23 protein-coding genes and 1 riboswitch are annotated in these 19,938 nt (G+C 40.5%); of the genes, 11 read left to right on the top strand and 12 right to left on the bottom strand.

Annotation, left to right across the window (positions count from 1 at the left end):
* On the top strand, positions 1–227 hold a 227-nt coding region (locus BO48_RS09660), incomplete at its 5' end, for an ATP-binding protein (RefSeq protein WP_496367239.1).
* A 62-nt stretch (positions 228–289) separates the two neighbouring features.
* On the opposite strand, the gene BO48_RS09655 is transcribed toward BO48_RS09660, so the two are convergent.
* The 9 genes from BO48_RS09655 to BO48_RS09615 all read right to left on the bottom strand — a co-directional run bounded on the left by BO48_RS09655 (position 290) and on the right by BO48_RS09615 (position 10,183).
* On the bottom strand, positions 290–571 hold the full coding sequence (locus tag BO48_RS09655) for a DNA methyltransferase (protein ID WP_496367238.1): 282 nt from the start codon (positions 569–571) through the stop codon (positions 290–292).
* Positions 572–933: 362 nt separating this feature from the next.
* Positions 934–3,822, bottom strand: coding sequence for a DEAD/DEAH box helicase (locus BO48_RS09650; RefSeq protein ID WP_496367237.1), 2,889 nt, complete (start codon positions 3,820–3,822; stop codon positions 934–936).
* A 223-nt stretch (positions 3,823–4,045) separates the two neighbouring features.
* A complete protein-coding gene (locus BO48_RS09645; RefSeq protein ID WP_496367236.1) occupies positions 4,046–4,801 on the bottom strand; it encodes an SDR family NAD(P)-dependent oxidoreductase in 756 nt (251 codons plus the stop codon).
* A gap of 25 nt (positions 4,802–4,826) precedes the next feature.
* Positions 4,827–6,101, bottom strand: a complete 1,275-nt coding sequence (locus BO48_RS09640; protein ID WP_496367235.1) for a TRAP transporter large permease — start codon at positions 6,099–6,101, stop codon at positions 4,827–4,829.
* 34 nt (positions 6,102–6,135) lie between these two features.
* Entirely contained in the window at positions 6,136–6,624 is a 489-nt protein-coding gene (locus BO48_RS09635) for a TRAP transporter small permease (protein WP_496367234.1), read from the bottom strand.
* A 69-nt stretch (positions 6,625–6,693) separates the two neighbouring features.
* Entirely contained in the window at positions 6,694–7,746 is a 1,053-nt protein-coding gene (locus BO48_RS09630; RefSeq protein ID WP_496367233.1) for a TRAP transporter substrate-binding protein, read from the bottom strand.
* Positions 7,747–7,806: 60 nt separating this feature from the next.
* Positions 7,807–8,586, bottom strand: coding sequence for a cupin domain-containing protein (locus BO48_RS09625; protein WP_496367232.1), 780 nt, complete (start codon positions 8,584–8,586; stop codon positions 7,807–7,809).
* Between the two features lie 20 nt (positions 8,587–8,606).
* Positions 8,607–9,500 (bottom strand): fumarylacetoacetate hydrolase family protein, encoded by an 894-nt coding sequence (locus tag BO48_RS09620; protein WP_496367231.1) that lies wholly within the window; start codon positions 9,498–9,500, stop codon positions 8,607–8,609.
* A 23-nt stretch (positions 9,501–9,523) separates the two neighbouring features.
* Positions 9,524–10,183, bottom strand: coding sequence for a GntR family transcriptional regulator (locus BO48_RS09615; RefSeq protein ID WP_496367230.1), 660 nt, complete (start codon positions 10,181–10,183; stop codon positions 9,524–9,526).
* Between the two features lie 339 nt (positions 10,184–10,522).
* Here BO48_RS09615 and BO48_RS09610 point away from each other — a divergent pair, with 339 nt between their 5' ends.
* Positions 10,523–10,702 carry a hypothetical protein gene (locus BO48_RS09610; RefSeq protein WP_496367229.1) on the top strand — a complete coding sequence of 60 codons (180 nt, stop codon included), beginning with the start codon at positions 10,523–10,525 and terminating at the stop codon, positions 10,700–10,702.
* 74 nt (positions 10,703–10,776) lie between these two features.
* On the opposite strand, the gene BO48_RS09605 is transcribed toward BO48_RS09610, so the two are convergent.
* On the bottom strand, positions 10,777–11,670 hold the full coding sequence (locus BO48_RS09605) for a formylglycine-generating enzyme family protein (RefSeq protein WP_496367227.1): 894 nt from the start codon (positions 11,668–11,670) through the stop codon (positions 10,777–10,779).
* Between the two features lie 105 nt (positions 11,671–11,775).
* Here BO48_RS09605 and BO48_RS09600 point away from each other — a divergent pair, with 105 nt between their 5' ends.
* The 9 genes from BO48_RS09600 to BO48_RS09560 all read left to right on the top strand — a co-directional run bounded on the left by BO48_RS09600 (position 11,776) and on the right by BO48_RS09560 (position 18,618).
* Positions 11,776–13,392, top strand: a complete 1,617-nt coding sequence (locus tag BO48_RS09600) for a sulfatase family protein (protein ID WP_496367226.1) — start codon at positions 11,776–11,778, stop codon at positions 13,390–13,392.
* A 68-nt stretch (positions 13,393–13,460) separates the two neighbouring features.
* A riboswitch (SAM riboswitch) is annotated at positions 13,461–13,565 on the top strand.
* Between the two features lie 69 nt (positions 13,566–13,634).
* The gene (locus BO48_RS09595; RefSeq protein ID WP_462422039.1) at positions 13,635–13,826 is read left to right on the top strand and encodes a hypothetical protein; all 192 of its coding nucleotides are present in this window, start codon (positions 13,635–13,637) and stop codon (positions 13,824–13,826) included.
* A 186-nt stretch (positions 13,827–14,012) separates the two neighbouring features.
* Positions 14,013–14,234 carry a glycine zipper domain-containing protein gene (locus BO48_RS09590; RefSeq protein WP_496367225.1) on the top strand — a complete coding sequence of 74 codons (222 nt, stop codon included), beginning with the start codon at positions 14,013–14,015 and terminating at the stop codon, positions 14,232–14,234.
* 20 nt (positions 14,235–14,254) lie between these two features.
* Complete coding sequence (locus BO48_RS09585; protein WP_496367224.1) at positions 14,255–14,542, top strand: hypothetical protein; 288 nt, start codon at positions 14,255–14,257, stop codon at positions 14,540–14,542.
* Positions 14,543–14,591: 49 nt separating this feature from the next.
* Complete coding sequence (locus tag BO48_RS09580; protein WP_496367223.1) at positions 14,592–14,870, top strand: hypothetical protein; 279 nt, start codon at positions 14,592–14,594, stop codon at positions 14,868–14,870.
* Positions 14,871–14,948: 78 nt separating this feature from the next.
* Entirely contained in the window at positions 14,949–16,040 is a 1,092-nt protein-coding gene (locus BO48_RS09575; RefSeq protein ID WP_496367221.1) for a tellurite resistance/C4-dicarboxylate transporter family protein, read from the top strand.
* 120 nt (positions 16,041–16,160) lie between these two features.
* Complete coding sequence (locus tag BO48_RS09570; RefSeq protein WP_496367219.1) at positions 16,161–16,934, top strand: general stress protein; 774 nt, start codon at positions 16,161–16,163, stop codon at positions 16,932–16,934.
* A 119-nt stretch (positions 16,935–17,053) separates the two neighbouring features.
* Positions 17,054–17,707 carry a general stress protein gene (locus BO48_RS09565; protein WP_496367217.1) on the top strand — a complete coding sequence of 218 codons (654 nt, stop codon included), beginning with the start codon at positions 17,054–17,056 and terminating at the stop codon, positions 17,705–17,707.
* Between the two features lie 65 nt (positions 17,708–17,772).
* Positions 17,773–18,618, top strand: a complete 846-nt coding sequence (locus BO48_RS09560) for an SAP domain-containing protein (protein WP_496367216.1) — start codon at positions 17,773–17,775, stop codon at positions 18,616–18,618.
* Between the two features lie 30 nt (positions 18,619–18,648).
* Here BO48_RS09560 and BO48_RS09555 read toward each other — a convergent pair whose 3' ends face one another.
* Both BO48_RS09555 and BO48_RS09550 read right to left on the bottom strand, forming a co-directional pair.
* On the bottom strand, positions 18,649–19,593 hold the full coding sequence (locus BO48_RS09555; protein ID WP_496367215.1) for a cation diffusion facilitator family transporter: 945 nt from the start codon (positions 19,591–19,593) through the stop codon (positions 18,649–18,651).
* Between the two features lie 23 nt (positions 19,594–19,616).
* Positions 19,617–19,916, bottom strand: a complete 300-nt coding sequence (locus BO48_RS09550) for an ArsR/SmtB family transcription factor (RefSeq protein WP_496367214.1) — start codon at positions 19,914–19,916, stop codon at positions 19,617–19,619.
* Positions 19,917–19,938 lie beyond the last annotated feature (22 nt).

The raw sequence follows: 19,938 nt of genomic DNA, 5'->3' as shown, positions 1-19,938 counted from the left end.
CGTTTGGCAAAGAAGGCTCGGAGCTTCTGTTCCAGCTCATTTCCGAATGGTATGAACAGAAGAGTCTAATCATCACTTCGAACCTGGAGTTTAGTCAATGGAACAGAATCTTTGTCGATGCCCGACTGACCGCTGCGCTGGTGGATCGGCTCATCCACCATGCCCACGTGCTATCATTTACCGGTGAAAGCTATCGACTCAGTCATGCATTATCGAAATCACGTTAAATGTACAATAAAGATACAGGGTGGCAACCCTCTGCATTTTTCATTGCATTTCTATGTACTTTCTACTTGCGAAACACATTTGCTAACGGATTAATATCAATTCCTACTACATCAAGATCAAGAGACTTTCCTTCAACCAAAGTTGTTCCTGATCCATGAAAAGGATCGAGAATATTGGTAATATCATTTTCACTATCACATATTTCTTTAATTATTTGATATTGCATGGGGGCAACCATCATGGCTGGATAGCCAGCCAGCTTATGAATCCCATTACGCTTATTATCTTTAAAATCCCAATAATCGATCCCATAATTATTTAATCTATCTTGTAAAATTGTCATTATAATTCACCTTCTTGTTGAGTTTATAATCATGATTTAGTCTTTTTTTAAATGCTAAAATCAATATAGATGCTTCTAAAAGTATTTGACTATTGGTCATAATTTTTTTGAACTTCAGTTTATACTACAGCTTTAAACACTAATCATGTGTAGTTAGTTAATTTTAATAAATAAATACCTGATTTAGAGATGTATAAATGTTTGTGTGGATTTATATCAGTGAATGTTTACATACTTTTATACCTATAAATTTCCAAAGAATTCTTTTATACATTAAGCCTTTAATTCTTACTGCTACTATAACAGATTATATTTTTCAATTAATGTAACTATATATTTATTCTAATATTTTCTTAAAACCCTTAGCTAAACTCATACCCACTTTCTAAAAATCGATAAATATTATATTCCACCGGATGTTCTAATATAAAATTCATTCTCGCTACTTTATGCCGCCCGTCCCCTATTCCATCCTCGACATTTTCAGTCGATTCCAAATCGATGTCTACCTCTCCTAAATAGTAATGCTCCGCTTCTGCCTCATCTTTTTTCACAAAAAGATATAGCGTCACTTCGTCATTTTTATAATCCTCTATAATTTCTTTATTAATCTTTGAATTTAAATCTGTGCCCTTTCTTGTAAACCACTGAAAAACATGAGAGTCCAAAAACCGGTCATCATATTTCACTGATTCATCAATGTTTTCACTTTTATTGTAGTTGATGAATATTGGCACTGTATTATGCTTATTTTTATACCCATACATCACGCTCGACTCGTCCTTATCCCAGTTCAATACTCGGCAGACGTCTTTCCTACTGTACTTCTCATTCAAAGTCAGTGGTTTCTGCTGGTTATATTCTTCTGAATGCAGTACCGCCAGTGTCAAAACATCATCGACATGAGTCTTGAAGTAGTCATCTTTCAAAGCATCATTAAATTCTTTACTCAAGGTAATTTTATTATCAACCACTTCAATTAACGGGTATTTATATTTGTTAACTGACTGACTTGTATAAAACTCTAATGTTAACATTCTTAAAATAGAGCGCATTGTACGGTCAGTCATATAGTAGCCTTTTTCATGCATCTCCAATTGAAAATCCGCTTTATGGACATGATCATTTACGAACAGGTTCTGCAGTAAAAGTACTTCCTGCACTCTTTTACCATCGACAACTTCTTTCGATAAAAATGTTAGTATCTTATCTTGCCCGTTTGTTAAAGGCTCCACGGACTCCTTTAACTTCTTCAAAAATGCAGGATAGTGATTAAACTTATTTAATACGAGTATCGGGCTCATCGCGTCCTGATCATTATACAGATCAACAAGTGACGGAATGTGCCCCAGCTTATTTTTTGTATAAGCGTACATCTTTCTCATGTTTGCTAAATCACTCGCCCTGTTCTTAGAAATTGACTTAAAGATACGTTCCTGTGCAATTCTTTCAAAGTTAATCGTCGATTCCCCGGAGATCATATTGCGATTCATTAAATTTCGACGTAAATTATCTTTGTTAAATGACTTATCACCCGTTAAAGCAACGGGGATTAAATAGTTATTTTTATAGTTACCAATAAAATCGATCACAGTGAGAAACTCTTTGCTTTCATGTTTCCTTAAGCCTCGGCCAAGTTGCTGGACAAAAATAATACTTGATTCAGTTTGTCTCAACATCACCACTTGATTGACTGATGGGATATCAATGCCTTCGTTAAAAATATCTACTGTAATCAAATAATCCAACTGGTTTTTCTCAAGCTGTTTTACCGCCTTATCCCGATCCTCCTGAGAATCCAGTCCAGTCAACGACTTTGTTTTAAACCCTCTCTCGTTAAGCAGTCTAGAGAGTTCTGCCGCTTCTTTCCTGTTTGAAACAAACATTAATCCTCTGACTTTTTCACCGGCATGGGAATAATAGTAGAGCTTATCAATAATATGATCGATCCGGTCTTCATGGATCAAATCTGTTAGCACACTATCATCTGTAATCGTTTCTCCATTACTTTCAAAATCCGTGACACCAAAGTAATGGAAGGGGGCGAGTATTTCCGCTTCAAGCGCTTTTTGAAGCCGGATTTCATAAGCAATATTATAATCAAACAGACTAAATATCTCTGTATTGTCCGTTCTCTCAGGCGTTGCTGTCATACCTAATAAAAACTTTGGAGTGAAGTAATTAATAATTTTATGGTATGAATCTGCCCCGCTTCTATGCGCTTCGTCTATCACAATATAATCAAATTCATCTCTGTTAAATTGATACAGGTGATCTTCTCTTGATAGTGTCTGCACTGTCGCAAAAAGATACTGTGCGTCTTTATCTCTCGCAGTCCCGCTGTAAATTCCAAAGTTTTGAGGCTCCGAATCAACTAAATCCCGATAATCCTGTAATGACTTCTGTAGAATCTGTTCACGGTGTGCGATAAATAACACCCGTTCAGGATTGAACTGTTTTACATCAAAAGCAGATAAGTATGTCTTACCGGTACCTGTAGCAGAAACAATGAGCCCTTTATCTTCTCCCCTTAACCTCAAACCTTTTAATGATTCCAATGCTTCTTTCTGCATGATATTCGGGGTAACTTCTTTTGGATCATTGTTTGTATAGCGATAAGGTTGTTTATTCTCGATTAAATGCAGTACTTTATCGTCATGCTTCAGCTCTTTATATAAATCCTGATAATCTCTAATCCACTCGTCAGAAAGTGCTGTAGAACTTTCCCAAAGCACTTCAAATTGTTCTTTAAAATTATGTATGACTTCCCCGTTATCTAAAGAAGTGAGCTTTAAGTTATATTCATAATTCTTCTTTAAAGCAGAATCCGTTAAATTCGAGCTGCCGATAAACATAGTAGAATACCGGCTGTTATCAAATATATAGCCCTTCGCATGAAAGCCTGCCTGATCGGTAATGCGCACATCGATATTTGGTATTTTAAGCAGCTCTTTAAACACTGTCGGTTTGTTGAAGTTCAAATATGTAGACGTGATAATTCTTCCTCTGACACCGCGCTTATTTAACTCGTAAAGCGCCGTCTTTAAGGAAGCAATACCACCTTCAGTGATAAAGGCTACAGAAATCACAAAAGACTCACATGACTCCAATGCATCCAGCATAGGAGAGAGTACATTTTCTTCTTTTGTATTGATGATCAACTCTGGTGGATGATGTGATACTTTACTGGTATAGCGATCAATAAAGCCCCGTTCATATGCGTTCAATAAATTATTTTGTAAATGCTCCATACAGTTCACACCCGATATACGAATTCTTGTTATAAAACATATTTTCTATATTTTACCATAGAAAATAAGGAAAGTTTATCTCTCTAATTCCCTTCATAACATAAAAGCAGAAACTAAACATTTCTGTCTGATTTCTGCTTTTATAGAACTCTTATTAATTCTTTATCCAGAGTATTTTATTAAAAACTGTTTGAACTTAGATTCAGTACTTTTGATTGCTTTATTATTGTGCAGTTTCTCCTCCATCAATGACAATCTCTGAGCCTGTCATAAAAGAGGATTCATCAGAAGCTAAAAAAACAGCAGCTCCTATAATCTCGTTAGCCTCTCCAATTCTGCCAAGCATAATTTTCTGAGATTGTTGATCTATTGCACCTTCTATTTCTAAACGTTCTTTAGTAAGGTTTGTTAAAATAGTACCTGGAGCTAACGAATTAACCCGAATCTTTTCACTGCTTAAATCTTTTGCCATATGACGTGTCATGGAAGAAACTGCACCTTTAGAGGCCCCATACGCAACTGAATTGTATTGTGCTACTATTCTGGAGGATATCGAAGCCATGTGGATTATCACTCCACCACCCCCCTGTTTAGCCATTACTCTCGCAGCTTCTTGGCTACATAGAAAGACACCTTTACTATTTACATTCATAACTTTATCGAAGTCTGTATCAGTCATTTCCAAAAAGCTTTTTCGAATTGTGATTCCAGCATTAGCAACTAATATATCTAATTGACCAAACTTTTCTAAAGCAGCTTTTATACAACTATTCACAGAGCTTCTATCAGTGACATCAATATAATGAGATAACCAATATTCCGATGAAAACCCTGAATTTTCGGCGATTTTTTCAGCTGCTACTTCGTTAATATCCGCAAAGATGACTTTTCCACCTTGTCTCAAATATTCGACAGCAATTGCTTCACCATTCCCTGAACCCGCGCCTGTTACTAAGGCGACTTTATCTTTAAGTCTCATGTTTTCACTCCATCTTCTCTATTGGTTAATCTAAAAATATCATTGAAATTTGTGGCACAAAGGTAATTATGATTAGAGAGATAACCATTGCTACAAAGAATGGCATAGTGGCTCTCGTCAGTGTTTCTATAGATAAACCTGAGATACTTGAGCCTACAAATAAATTCACACCTAGTGGAGGTGTTATAAATCCAATAGCAAGATTAACTACAATAACGACACCAAAGTGAACCGGATCAAATCCTAAACTTACTGCGATCGGTAATAATATAGGAGTAAGGATGATAATCGCAGCCAATGTGTCCATAAAACACCCAATGATAAGCAATAGAACCGTAATCAAGAGAATAATAACAATTGGGTTCTCTGAAAGGGATAACATAAAGTTGGCAATTTGATTAGGTATTTGTTCAAAAGACATTAATCTGCCAAACCCTGTAGCTGTCCCTACAATTATCAATACTACTGCAGATGTTAAAGCTGAATCAGCTATAATTTTTGGTAAATTTTTAACTTTCAACTCTTTATAAACGAATAAGCTTACTATCAGCCCATACACTACTGCTATAACAGCTGCTTCTGTAGGAGTGAAAACGCCGCCATAAATTCCACCTAAAATAATTACGGGAATTAAAAGTGCCCATTTTGCTTGCCATATTGACTTTCCTATTTTACGAATAGAAGTTCTTTCGTCTGTCCCTTTATATCCCATCTTTTTAGAGTAAATATAAGACCAGATCATGAGTGCTCCGCCAACTAAAATTCCTGGAATAATACCAGCAATAAACACATCTCCGATTGAAACCGCCCCAACTACCCCATAGATAACCATAGGAATACTAGGGGGGATAATTACTCCTAATGAACCAGCTGAAACAACCACTGCTGTTGCAAATTTTTTATCATATCCTTCATTTACCATAGCAGGTATCATAATTCCACCTATAGCAGCCACTGTAGCAGGCCCCGATCCTGAAATAGCTGCGAAGAACATGCAGGTTATTATGGTAGCAATAGCAATACCGCCAGTTCTATTACCTACTAATGAATTAGCTACTTTAAATAACCTATTAGAAATCCCACCTTTCCCCATAATTTCTCCAGCAAGGATAAAAAACGGAACAGCCAATAACGTAAAAGAATCAACAGAGGTTATCAGCTCTCTAGCCACAAATACAACTGGCATATCCCCACTATAAATAATAGTTATAAGTGTTGCTAAGCCCAGTGCTATTCCAATAGGAACAGTTAAAACTAATAGTATAAAAAATGATCCAAGTAAAACTAATGCAGTCCCCATCGTATTCCCCCTTTAAGGATTTCTCCTGCTCTTTTTAATAAACTTCTTCATTTTTAAAATTTTTAAAGTCTTTTATCATATTTTGGATAATTCTAATAATTGATAATCCCATTCCGACTGGAGCCGCCATATAAATGAAACCCATTGGTATATGTAAAGAAGCAGAAGTTTGCCCACCAGAAAGTAGAGCCGCAGCTAAATCTGTTCCTACGTATACAACGTATAGCGCGAATACGATGAAAAAAACATTCGCTATTATATCGAAGAAGAATTTACCTTTTCTTTTAAATAAGAGAGTTATAGCTTCAACTCGTATATGACCTCGATATTTCAATGCATAACTTGTACCGATATAAACTAACCAAATAAAACTGTAGCGAGCAATCTCTTCTGCTCCTGATAGAGAGGTGCCCATAAAATATCTCATTATAACCTGTAGAAACGTCACTATCACCATTAAAGAAAATAGTACTGCCAATATAACTAATTCAATGTAATTATCTAGCCACCTCAATACTTTCATTATTTCACCCCTAGTCCTATAAAACGAAATTTTAAAGGAAGGATGATAAATCCTTCCTTATATTTTTAATTATTGTTGGGCTTCTTCCACAGCATTATAAACTTCATCCACTAATTCTGTGTCATATTTTTCTCTATATTTTTCAATAACAGGTTGTACTCTTTCTTTCATTTCTTCTCTAGCTTCCGGAGTAACCTCTGTATATTCCATTCCATCAGCAATCAACTCTTCAAGCATTCTTTCATCATTTTCAAGATTAGTTTCGCGAACTAACTCAGCTGCTTCTTTGGCAGAAGTCTGAACTATTTCTTGTTCTTCCTCAGTCAACCCATCATAGAAGGATTTACTCATTAAAAATATAAACGGACTATATGTGTGTTGAGTATTCGAAATGTATTGTTGTACTTGCTGGAATTTACCATCATAAACTACAGAATATAAACCTTCTTGAGCATCTACAGTACCTTGTTGCATCGCTGTAAATAGCTCGGGAAAAGCAAGTGGTGTTGGGTTTGCATCTAACGCTTCAAAAGTATCTTCATAAACTTCATTTGGCATTGCACGAATTGTGAGCCCTTTCCAGTCATCTGCATTTTCTACTGGACGAACATCATTTGTTAAATTACGGAAGCCCATTTCTAAGTAACCTAGGCCTACGAGATCTTGTTCTTCTAATTTATCAAGTAACTTTTGACCAACTTCCCCATTCAAGACTTCGTGCGCTATCTCCTCGTCAGGAAACAAAAATGGAAAATCGAAAATACTAAGTTCTGGAACAAAACCCACTAATGAGGCAGTTGCTGGCGTCGTCACTTCTTGAGTGCCAAATTGAAGAGCTTCAGTCATAGTACGGTCATCCCCTAAAGCAGCACTATGATGATTTTCTACGACTATAGAACCTTCAGACCTTTCTTCTACAAGTTTCTTAAATTCTTCTAATCCTAAAAATACAGAGTGTTCAGGACCTAAAGTAGTGCCTGTACGTATAGTTTTAGTTTCTCCTGTGCTTTCCGTCTCCGAAGCTTCTGACTCCTCTGAAGTATTCTCCCCTCCGCATGCTGCTAAAATTGTCATAACACTTGCGACTAAAAACAGTAAATATAAGTTTTTAAATTTTTTCATTGAGTTTTTCCCCTTTAAATTTTTATTGATTATTTTTGAATTTTGATTATAGAATGACCTTTATTCATCCAAATTTACTACAGTGTTATTAGGATTTCTGGAAGTGATAAAAATAACAGGTTCTTCATGTTCATTCTTTTCAATATGTTTTAAATTTGGTGGGATATATATAAAATCTCCTGGACTGAGATTCACAGACTCGCTGTAATCATCACCATAGAGAATAGTTGTTTTACCTTTTAGAATATACCCTGCAGTTTCTGTATTTCCATGGTGGTGTTTTCCTGATTCATGCCCTGGTACTCCAATGACTTTACCCATCCATAAATTATCAGCATCTACACCTGTCTGTCTTTTTAAGTATGCGGTTTGACTCGTTTCTTCATCTAAATCTTCCCCTCTTTTTACCATAATTGGTTTAAGCCCAGGTCTATTAAAAGCTTCAGCTATTTTTTCTTCTGTATCTAGGTTCACTACTATATTGGAAGGATTACGGGTTGTAATAAATACAACAGGTTCTTTTTCACTCAAGTTTCTTTCAATATGAGGTACGTACGGTGGAACTTCCAAAAAGTCACCTGGCCCGAGATCTACATACTCTTTAAAATCTTCTCCAAATAAAATTCTTGTGTTACCACTTAATATATATCCACCTGTTGTAGCTTCACCATGGTGATGAGCTCCTGAGTCTTTATTAGGAGCTCCAGTGACTTTGCCCATCCATAAACTCTCAGCATCTACACCTGTCCTTCTAGGTAAATTATCAGTTTGAGCAGTCTGTTCAACTAACTCTTCTGCTTTAACTACCTTTAATTGACTATATTTCTTTGTATTCTTCATCTTGCTACCTCCTGTACCTATTAAATATTCACTATGTTTATCTCTTTTAGCTTCTGAGTTTTTACAACTTTGTTTTTAATTTTACCTATCTCTTCTATCTCAACTTCCACCGTATCTCCAGGAAAAAGAAATAATGGCGGATTTCGTTTAGCTCCTATTCCTTCTGGAGTACCAGTGAGAATTATATCGCCAGGTAATAATTTCATAATCGAAGATATATCGGAAATAATCTGTTTTATAGAAAATATCATTAGACTCGTGTTACTTGATTGGACAACATTTCCGTTTACAGTACATTTAATTTCAAGACTCTGAGGATCAGAAAGTTCATCTTTTGTTACGATCCAAGGTCCTATTGGACAAGAATTATTTATGCTCTTCCCTAAAAACCATTGCCCTCCTCTAGAATGTTGCAAATCACGAGCACTCATATCATTGGCTACTGTGTAACCAAAGACATGATCCAATGCATCTTTTTCAGATATATCTGAACCACCTTTTCCTATAATCACGGCTAATTCAGCCTCATAATCAAATTCTTTAGTAATTTTATCTGATATAGGAATATCCGAGTTGGGACCGGTGATTGTTTCAGTTGCTTTAGTAAATACATTAGGATGGTTTGGTAATTGGATATCTTGTTGAGTTCTTTCATTAAAATGCTTTAAATAATTCCATCCTACACAAATTATATTTCTTTTCGCTTCTGGAATAGGTGCAACCAAATCATCTTCTTGAAGTGGATATACCTTCTTTCTTAACAAGAGCTGTTCTTTAATATTATTGAGAGCTTCTTCATTTCCTTCAATAATACTTAGCATGTCAGAATATTCGTAACTTATATCAATTACATTGTTACCTTGTACCACACCAACACCAATCTGGTCACCTTTATTAAATGAAACTAGCTTCATAACATCCACCTTCTATATATTATTTAAGCATCTTGGTACTTTTCCTTGGCTAATCTTATGATTTCTTTAGCTGCTCTCGTTTTGTGTTTTGAGGTAATTTGTTTAGCTTTCTCACCATCTCTATTTTTTAATGCTTGATAAATATCCTCATGTTCTTGTAAAGATTCTTCAATAAAAGTGTCATTTTTATCAAAAACCATAGGATATCGGCTTGAATTCATCCATAAGTCTTTAATTAAGTTTAAAAGATACTCATTCTCACATCTCTTATAGATTTTCATATGAAAATCAAAATTTAAGGCTCTATATTTCTCATAATCATGGTCTAGATATACACTTTTCGAGTTATCAATTATATCTCTGAGTTCTTTAAAATCTTCGGCTTTCAAATGCTCTGCTGCAAGCTTTGTTGCTAAAGACTCTAATTCAGTTCTGACATCAAAGATGTTTTTAATTTCTTTTGATGAAAGAGTTTTAATACGAGCGCCTACATGGGGTTTTATATCTATTAAACTATCAGCCTCCAACTGGTTTAATGCTTCTCTGATGGGTATTTCACTACTGCCAAATTCTTTAGCTAACTTACTAATCACTAGTTTTTCTCCAAATTTATAATCTTCATTATAAATTCTCTGTTTCAAAGTATTATATATCGCCTCTTTTTTCGTAAGGAACGTTTGCATACTCTTTATCTCCTTCACTTTCAGACTTAAGATCTAATACATATATTGAAGAAACTATATGTAAGCCCTTTCATTAATATATTCCATATCATATATGATATATGATATATAGTCAACAACTTTTACAGAATTATTTGAATATTAACAATAGAAAGAATCATGAATATTTTGAGAAAGAACTTGAAGTGATTAATTTAAGAATTTTCTTCCAGAAGAACGTTTGAAGATCATAATGGTTTTATTTTATTTCCCGGTGTTTATCTGGTACTCTAAAAGTGTTAATTGTCACATTCAAAGAACAGACAGCGCGGGCAGTAAAAATCCATGGGAGGTATATGAATGGCCACCAGGGAAACAGGAAATGCAAAGCACAAAATCAACTATCTCGGCATCTGCATCGTTGCAGGCACGGCTTTTGGCATCTCACTCGGCGGCATGTTCGACAGCACGATAATCGGCATGGTGACAGGCTCCGGACTCGGCTCTGTGATCGGTTATCTCTACAACAGTAAAAACTGACTTCCACGTCAAAAAGTGCAGGCCCAGCTAAGGTCCTCACTTTTTCTCGTTTCAGAGCAGGATTATGAACGCTACTAACCCTTCACCGTCCTGAATCCCATGTTCCCGGTCGAGCTGTCCACCGTGTTGGACGATCTTGCTGCAACCCTGTAGCGGTTACAGTAGGAATGGTGGCAGAGGTATGAGCCGCCGCATATACCCTTCGCCTGACGTGTGTCATCAAACCAGTTGCCGCACCACTCCCATACATTGCCTGAAGTGTTATAGAGGCCGTAGCTGTTAGGTTCAAAAGCGTCGACTGGTGCGGTGCCGATGTAGCCGTCGGCTTGTGTATTATCCATCGGGAATTCACCCTGCCAGATGTTGCACATATGCTTATCCGGTTCGAGTTCATTCCCCCAGGGGAACCGCTTCTGCTCCAGTCCGCCGCGTGCGGCATACTCCCATTCCACCTCTGTCGGCAGCCGTTTGCCGGCCCATCTGGCGTAGCTTTCCGCATCATTCCACGACACATGGACGACCGGGTGGTCCAGGATATCTTCAATGTTAGAGGATGGTCCGTGCGGGTGTTTCCATGAAGCACCTTCCACCGCGAGCCACCACGGGGTGTTCGGCAGCTGCCCTTTCACATGTCTATCATCGACTTCCGCAAGCAGCATATGGAACACGAACGACCAGCCGAACCGCTCCGCATCGGTCACGTAACCCGTCTCATCGATGAACGCCTTGAATTTCCGGTTGCTCACCTGGTACTTATCGATATAAAAACCGTCGACTTCGACCTCCCTTACCGGGCCTTCATGGTCCTCTTTGTTCGCATCCTGATCCTCCGAGCCCATAAGGAAAGTGCCTCCGGGGATGAACGTCATATCTTCAGTATCCCGGTTTTCTTTATCTTTAATCTCCTGTGTCTCCCTGATTTCCCCCGTTCCCCTTGACGGGGCGCAGCAGCTTTTATGTTCTTTCATGCTTTTCCTCCTCAACTTCTTATAAGGGGTTCCGCTTCATAAGATTTCCGGGTTCCTTTATAATCGATGATAACAGAAAATATCAAATATTTAAGGAGTGTAGACATGTCTGAAAAGAAACCGAACATTGTATTGATTTTCGCGGATGATCTCGGGTATGGGGACGTCTCCTGTTTCAATGAAAATTCCAAAGTGAAGACGAAGCATCTGGAGGGTCTGGCGGAGTCCGGGATGATATTTACGAATACGCACGCAACTTCCGCCTTGTGCACGCCGTCCCGCTACGGGCTGCTCACCGGGCGTTACAACTGGCGCTCGAAGCTGAAGAGCTACGTCCTGCCTGGTGACTCGATGCCATTGATCGAGGAGGACCGCCGGACGCTTGCGCATATGCTTAAAGACGCGGGCTACCAGACCGCGGCCATTGGGAAATGGCACCTCGGCCTCGGCTGGCAGCTGACGGATCAGCCGGACTTCGAGAAGTACGGGCTGGACCCTGAGGATTTCCCACGCATGGAGAAACGCCACGGCCGTGACGGCATATTCGACGTCCGGGCGGGGCTAGCCGATTTTGAAGGGCTCGATATCGACTATTCCAAGCCGATCACCTTCGGCCCGAATGAACTCGGGTTCGATTATTTCTTCGGCACACCGGCCTCACTCGACCAGCCGCCGTTCGTCTACATCGAGAACGACCGTGTGACGGCGGAACCGAACGGCACGACGGGCGTGTCGAACCTCGACCGCCTGGGGCCGGATGATCAGACGAAATGGCAGAATGGCGTCATCGCACCGGACTTCGTCCACGAGGAAGTGCCGGACGTCATGCAGGAGAAGGCGCTTGAGACGATCGATAAGTTCACGGAGGGTGATAATCCTTTCTTCCTCTACTATCCAAACCACCTCGTCCACGGGCCTTTATTGCCAAATAAGGAATTCAAAGGGAAATCCGGCATCGGCCTGTACGGCGACTTCATCCTGCAGCTCGACCATTATGTCGGGGAGATCATCGACAAACTCAAAGAAAAAGATGTATTCGAAGAGACGATCTTCATCTTCACGAGCGACAACGGGGCTTCGGGCGTGGCCGGCTTCGAGGCGCTGCATGCCAAAGGACACTACCCGAACCATATATTCAAGGGCGCGAAAGGCGATATATGGGAAGGCGGCCACAGGGAGCCGACGATCGTTTCTTACCCGCCCGCCATCGAGGCCGGTGGAATTTCAAATCACTTGATCAGCCTATCCGACCTGTACCGCACGATCGCCGAACTGATTGATGCGGAGGTGCCGGATGATGCGGCGGAGGATTCCTATTCACTGTCGCCGATATTCGAAGGCCGGGCGGAGGAGGTCCGGGAGGATGTCGTCCACTCCTCGGCCAACGGCGGGCTCGCCATACGCCGCGGGAAATGGAAGCTCGACCTCGTTGAAGAAGGCGGCGGCATGATGGTCACGCAGAAGCAGATGGAGCGCGGTGAACAGCCTTCCTTCAAGCCGGCCGAGCTGTATGACCTCGAGGCGGACATACGTGAGGAAAACAACCTGATAGATGAACATCCGGATCTTGTCGAGGACATGGTCGCATCGCTTGCGGAGTACATCCGCCTCGGCCGTTCGACGCCGGGTGAACCGCAGGAGAATGAGGACGGCAACGACTGGCCGCAGTTCGGATGGATCGAGGAGTACAGGCAGTACGTCGACCAGTTCCAGTATGACTGATCATCAAATAGGCAAATAAGATGAAATAATTAAAGCCAGGCAGTATAATACAATCAAATAAAATAGTTCTCTTATTAAGAGTGAGTGAAGGGACTTGGCCCTGTGAAACTCCGGCAACAGCTTGTAAAAGCGATGTGCCAAATCCAACAGTTGTTATAACTGGATGATAAGAAGTCGTGTTAAAGCTCTTCTTAATTCAGGAAGAGCTATTTTATTTGAAAAAATAAAAAGGTGGGAATCAAATGAAAAACGTACGCGAACTATTTTCAGAATTGGACGATTGGAAAGCATACAAACCGGTCAGCACGATGAGCAGCATAGCGAAGTTGAATCATATCAGAAGTTTGGAGCGGGAAATCAAAAAACACATTGACGTTGAAGATTACAAAGATTATATATTATCCAAAGAAGGAAACCGGTCACTGGAGAGTTGAGGAAAATTGGAGATCAGTATTTACTCTGATCAAACCGGCAAAACCGGCCTGGATATCTTAAAATCAAGATGTCCAGGCCGGTTCTTTTATTGCTTCAGGGCTTTTGTGCCGGTTTTTTTTTATATTTTTATAGACGTATTTCTGGTATGATTAAAGTGAAAATTGTTTCTTTCAGGAGGATTTGTCATGACTGATTACAAAGAGAATCAACATGAAAAAAATGAATCGATTGAAGATGAAACAGAAGAAAATGACGATATTGACAACAATCGCCTTGCACTGGGCATTGCATTCGGCCCGATCATCGGTGTATTCATCGGGATCCTTATGGACAATATCGCTATGGGCATCGCCCTGGGGATGTCTTTCGGTGTCATTCTCGGGGTGGTCTTAAGTCAAATGAAATAGGAAGATAAGGGGGCTTTATCATGTGGATACTCTTCATCGTGCTGGCAGGCATACTCGCCGGCGTCATCGGAGATTATTTGAAGCACCGCAGGAAAATGGAAAAAATGAAGCTCGATCATATTGATAAGGAGATAGAACTTGAACGGCTGAGACAGGAAAACTACCTCCTTGAAAATGAAGAAATGCAGTCGGTGCTGGACCGCATCAAAGCGGACAATAAGCGGCTCGAAGCGGAAAAGGACAGCAAATGGCTGATTCAGGAAACACGCGAACACCAGTTGGAAAATTCTGATGAAAAGACTGTATAAGAAAACAGGCTGGTGATTCCTCCTGCTTTCTTAAAGGAGGTTATCAAAAGTGGGATGGGTATTCATAATAGTGGCAGCCATAATGGCCGGTGTCATTAAAAATTATTTGAACCACAAAAAGGATATGGAACTGATCAGACTCGACCATATCGATAAGGAATTGGAACTTGAACGCATGAAGCAGGAGAACTACCTGCTTGAAAACGAAGAGATGCGCACTGTTCTGGACCGCATCAAAGCGGACAATAAACGGCTTGAGGCTGAAAATAACAGCAAATGGCTGATCCAGGAAACGCGCGAACGGCAGTTGGAAAAGCACGATGAATGACCAATTCCCCAAGTTGAAATAATTCACTTTTTCCTATATTATTAATAGGTTGTCTTTTATATTATTACATAAGAAAGAGTGGATATTTTGCTGGAATTTTTAAAGCGCCAGTCCCGCCATCTGTTCCCGGGCTATTTTGCGATGGTCATGGCAACGGGTGCATTATCACTGTCATTCTGGTATCTGGGTCTGGAAATCGCAGCTGAACTTCTTATTTACTTGAATATCTTCATATATATTGTCCTGCTGTCATTGAATATCATCAGACTTTTATTGAATACTGATGAATTTTTACAGGATATATCCGATCACGGAAAAGGACCCGGTTTCTTCACTTTGATCGCCGGCACCGAAGTGCTCGGTACCCAGCTGGTGGTCATTAAAGGATTGATCGTATGGGGGTTTTTATTCTGGAGCATCGCATTTTTACTGTGGATCATTTTGATGTACACTTTCTTCACACTGATCATCGTAAAGAAAGTGAAGCCGTTAATCGACGAGTCCGTAAACGGCGGATGGCTTCTGGTCGTCGTCTCGACACAGTCGATTGCTGTGCTTGGAACGCTGATTACACCGGGTATCGGCATATTCAGTGAAATCATCCTGTTCATTTCATTGTGTCACTTCCTTCTCGGATGTATGCTGTATCTGAATATCATCGCATTTATATTTTACCGTCTGATGTTCGTCAATATTGAGGAGACATCCTTAAAACCGCCCTACTGGATCAATATGGGGGCGCTTGCGATTACGACACTCGCAGGATCGGTCCTCTTGATTCACGGTACGGGTGCAGGCATCATCGTTGAACTTGAGATCTTCATCAAAGGGTTTACACTGTTTTTCTGGGTGCTCGGTTCATGGTGGATTCCACTTCTGATCACTCTCGGTATATGGCGTCACATCGTGCGCCGCTATCCACTCTCCTACACTCCGGAAATGTGGGCCATGGCTTTTCCAGTCGCAATGTATACGATAGGTACAATCCACCTGTCCATTGTTCTGGAAATGGAATTTTTAATGATTATTCCTTACATTACAATATTCGGAGCGGCAGGTGTCTGGCTCTTCGTTCTTGCCGGTATGGCCGTCCATCTCGGCAAAAGGCACATCGCATACTTTAAAAATCGTGTCGGTTCGGATCATGCGAATAAAAAGCATATCAGCTGAAGTGGACTATCAAAAGTTACTTTGTTCACCCAAAGTTAACATTTCATACAAACATGACACCTTATTTTATAAGAATGATACTGTATAATAACGTTAAAAGCATAATCAGGAGGGCTGTAAATGAGTCAGTTTGAAGTGTTTAATGATGAAGAGCAGTTGTTCAGACGTATTGACCAGCTGCGTATCGATGATATAAAAGATGAGGATATTACAGTCGTTTCAGATGACAAGCTGGACAATCACTCCATCATTTACTACACGTCTGTCAACTTCAAAAAATCTCATGGTACATTGTGGGACCGTTTCGCTTCAAAGTTCGGTGATGATGACGCAGGCACGCGTGTCATGGACCAGCTCAATCTGTCCGGAGATAATAAAGTCAAGTATGACAAAGCTTTGGATGAGGGAAGTATTTTATTGTTCGTGAGAGGTCTGTCACACACTGAAGAAGTGGAAGAAGCGCATGAAAACAGTGCTGACAGTTCCACAGATGAATCCCGTGATGCAGCCGAAGATACAATAAGTAAAACAGGCAGTATTTCAGATGATGAAGAAAAGAGGTCGGATGAAATGATCAAAGAAAAAGAACGCGAAACGGTGACAAAAGATTATGACGGCATTACCGTCACTACGGAAGTGGCACAGAAAAAAGAGAAGCCGGTCAATGAGATCAGAACTGACGAAGACACTCACCGCATAGACATGAGCACTTACGTCACAGACTATGATGAAGAACTTGAACTTGAGGAAGAAGAAGTTCAGCATGCCAAAGTGGATGCCATATTAGAAGAAGAAGAGGAAAAAGAAGAAGAAAGAAATTATTATCATACAGTCAAAGATAATGTCGTCAATATGCAGCCTGAAGAAGATGAATACGGAATCAGACAAGGCTAGATTATATAACCGTCCCCTGGTAAACCAACCGGGGATTTTTTTATTTCAGTCAAGTTTATGCGGTTTTAAAAGGGGTAAAATAATACAATGAGATCATTATATTATCTGGAGGGTTGATGATGAGCCGCTTTGAGAAATTTGCTGCGGAACAGGATTTAATGGAAAGAATTGAACAGCTGCGTACGGAAGGTTTTGAAGAAAATGAAATTACGGTGATATCCAAACAAAAGCTTGAAGATGCCTATTTGAAATATAGAAGCGTGAACTTTAAAAATTCTGAAGGTACGACATGGGACAAATTCGTCTCAATGTTTTCCGATGACGATCCGAAAGACAAAGTTCTGGGCGGATTCGATATCACAGACAGTGAAAAAGAGCACTTCAAATATGCTCTGGACAGAAAAGAAATTCTTTTGCTTAAAGAAGATCATGCGGCTGATGAAGATGGATATGTACAGGAAGAAGCTCGTGAATATCATGAAACCCAGCAGCAGGATGCACAGGCAATGGAAGCACAAGCTGCGCAGAATGAAAGGCTCGATGCGCAGAACCGGGCTGCGGAAGTGTCAGGCGCCTATTCATCTGATTACGGCCCCGCTTCAAAAAGTAAAGATATCGAAGCTGATAATGATATCACCCTTAAAGACACTGAGAATGGTCATGAATATGATTACAGATCAGTAAATGATGACAATCAAATAAAGAAAGCTGCTGACCCTGCAGTAAAAAATGAATACGATTATGACTCCAATGAGTATGACTATAAAAAATGATACTGGAAGCATCGGGAAATTCCCGGTGCTTTTATTTATAATACATATGGGTTTTCAAAGAGGTGATGAATTTGAAACTGGGTGCGGTGGAAGTCCTTTTCATGCACTATATTACTGACAGAACAACTGAAGAAGTACATAAATATGATTTCTGGCAGTTCCAGTATGACCGGCAGCCGGCGGATCTCGTGCGGCGTCTTTTAGATGCAGGTGTGATCTATGAGGATGACAGCCTGCCTGAAACCCTCCAAAAGTTAAGGGCATTTGAACTGAAATACATTTTAAAAGATTCCGGATTCAAAGTTTCAGGAAATAAACCCGAACTCATCAAAAGGATTCTTCAGTATGCAACAGAAATTGATTTCACGGATGTTCCCTTAAAAAATGTCTATAAACTTTCTGAAGGGTGGTCCAATTTTTACAGTCAGACCCGCTTTTTAAACTATTTCCATTTCAACGGCAGCTTTGATGTGCATGAAGTCTATGAATTTTATCTGGATCATCAAAATCTGGCCGACCATCAGATTGCTATAGGTTATTTAGAAGAGAAAGTCCATGATCATATCAATGATGAAAACAAATACACCGCAGTCAAATGCTATTATCTGCTGGCGAATTACGCCCGGGATGAAATGGGAGATCTCCCGTTGTCCATCTATTATCTGAACCACTTCACCATGCTTGTCGTCCTCCAGGCAGCCCATCACTACGATATGGATTCAGTCCGTGCATATTTCGATCTGGACGGCTATACGAAAGACAGATACAGAGCGTTTATGAAATCTGAAGAGATGAGCCCTGATGAACTGTCACGGTTTCTTATGGATTCCACAAAAGCACTGCCCTATTCCTCTGAAGAGCTGACATCCGCTTCCGATTTCATCGTGAAACTGATAAATGAAAAGGCTTAGATCCTCTCAACAGGATTTAAGCCTTTATTTTTAATGGGCATGGCCGTGGTGATGATCTGATTCCGTCCGGAAAGCCATATCACAGATGACTTCCGTGCCGTGGCTGTGGTCTTCACATTCAATCTGAATCGTGACGTGCCCGATATCATTCTCTTCCAGTTCGTGTTCGATTTTATGAAGCAGTGCCTGACTTTCTAATACTGTCATAGCCCCGTCTACAACGACGTGGGCGGACAGCGCGTTCATACCGCTTGTGATTGTCCACGCATGCAGGTCATGTATACCTTTCACTTCATCGAAAGCTTTGATCCTCCGGACGATGGCTTCGAGGTCGACATTGACCGGTGTGCCTTCCATCAGGACGTGCAGCGCGTCTTTCGTCACCCGCCAGCCGCTGATCAGGATGAGCACAGCGACAATGACACTGGCAAGCGGGTCGGCAATGCCCCAGTTGAAGAAAATCATCAGGAGCGCAGCAATGATGGCGCCGACGGAACCGAGCATGTCCCCTAATACGTGAAGGAACGCGGCTCTCATATTCAGGTTATCCTGGGTACTGCCGCTCCGCATCAGCATCCATGCGACGATGATATTGACAACGAGACCGATTGCCGCGATGCCGAGCATGCCGAATGATGCCACTTCCGGCGGGTTTTGGAACCTGCCGATCGCTTCGTAAAATATGAATCCTGAAATCAATATTAAAGTGACGCCGTTGAACACGGCGGCGAGTATTTCAAACCGTTTATAGCCGTATGTCTTACTGTAGTTTGCGACCCTTTCACCGAGTGTCAGGGCAACCACCGCAACACCGAGTGAAATCGCATCACTCAGCATATGACCGGCATCCGCCAGAAGTGCCAGACTGTTCGTCAGGAAACCTCCGATGGCTTCGATGATCATGAAAAATGTAATGATGATAAACGCAAAGAACAATGTCTTTTTATTCGCATCATGCGAATGATCATGACTCATAACAATACCTCCTAAACGAAAAATCAATCATGTTCGATATGGCTGATCATCTGATCCAGCATCAGCATGACGTGGTCATCATCATGGGAATAATAGATTGTGGTGCCTTCTCTCCGCGATTTAACCAGCCTCAGATTTTTAAGCGTCTTCAATTGATGTGAAACCGTTGACTGTTTAATATCCAATGTATTTGAAATGTCACCGACCGAATGTTCGTCGCCCGACAGATAAGTCAATATACGTATCCTCGTCGGGTCTCCGAGTGCCTTGAACGTTTGAGTGACAGTATCTATCGTTTCTGAATCCAGTTTTCTATAATCCATATATCCACCCCTGATTCTTTAT

This window comes from Lacicoccus kunmingensis DSM 17847, from assembly GCF_059568765.1.
The sequence above is the reverse complement of the archived record's forward strand: the minus strand, read 5'-3'. Positions and strand labels throughout refer to the sequence as shown.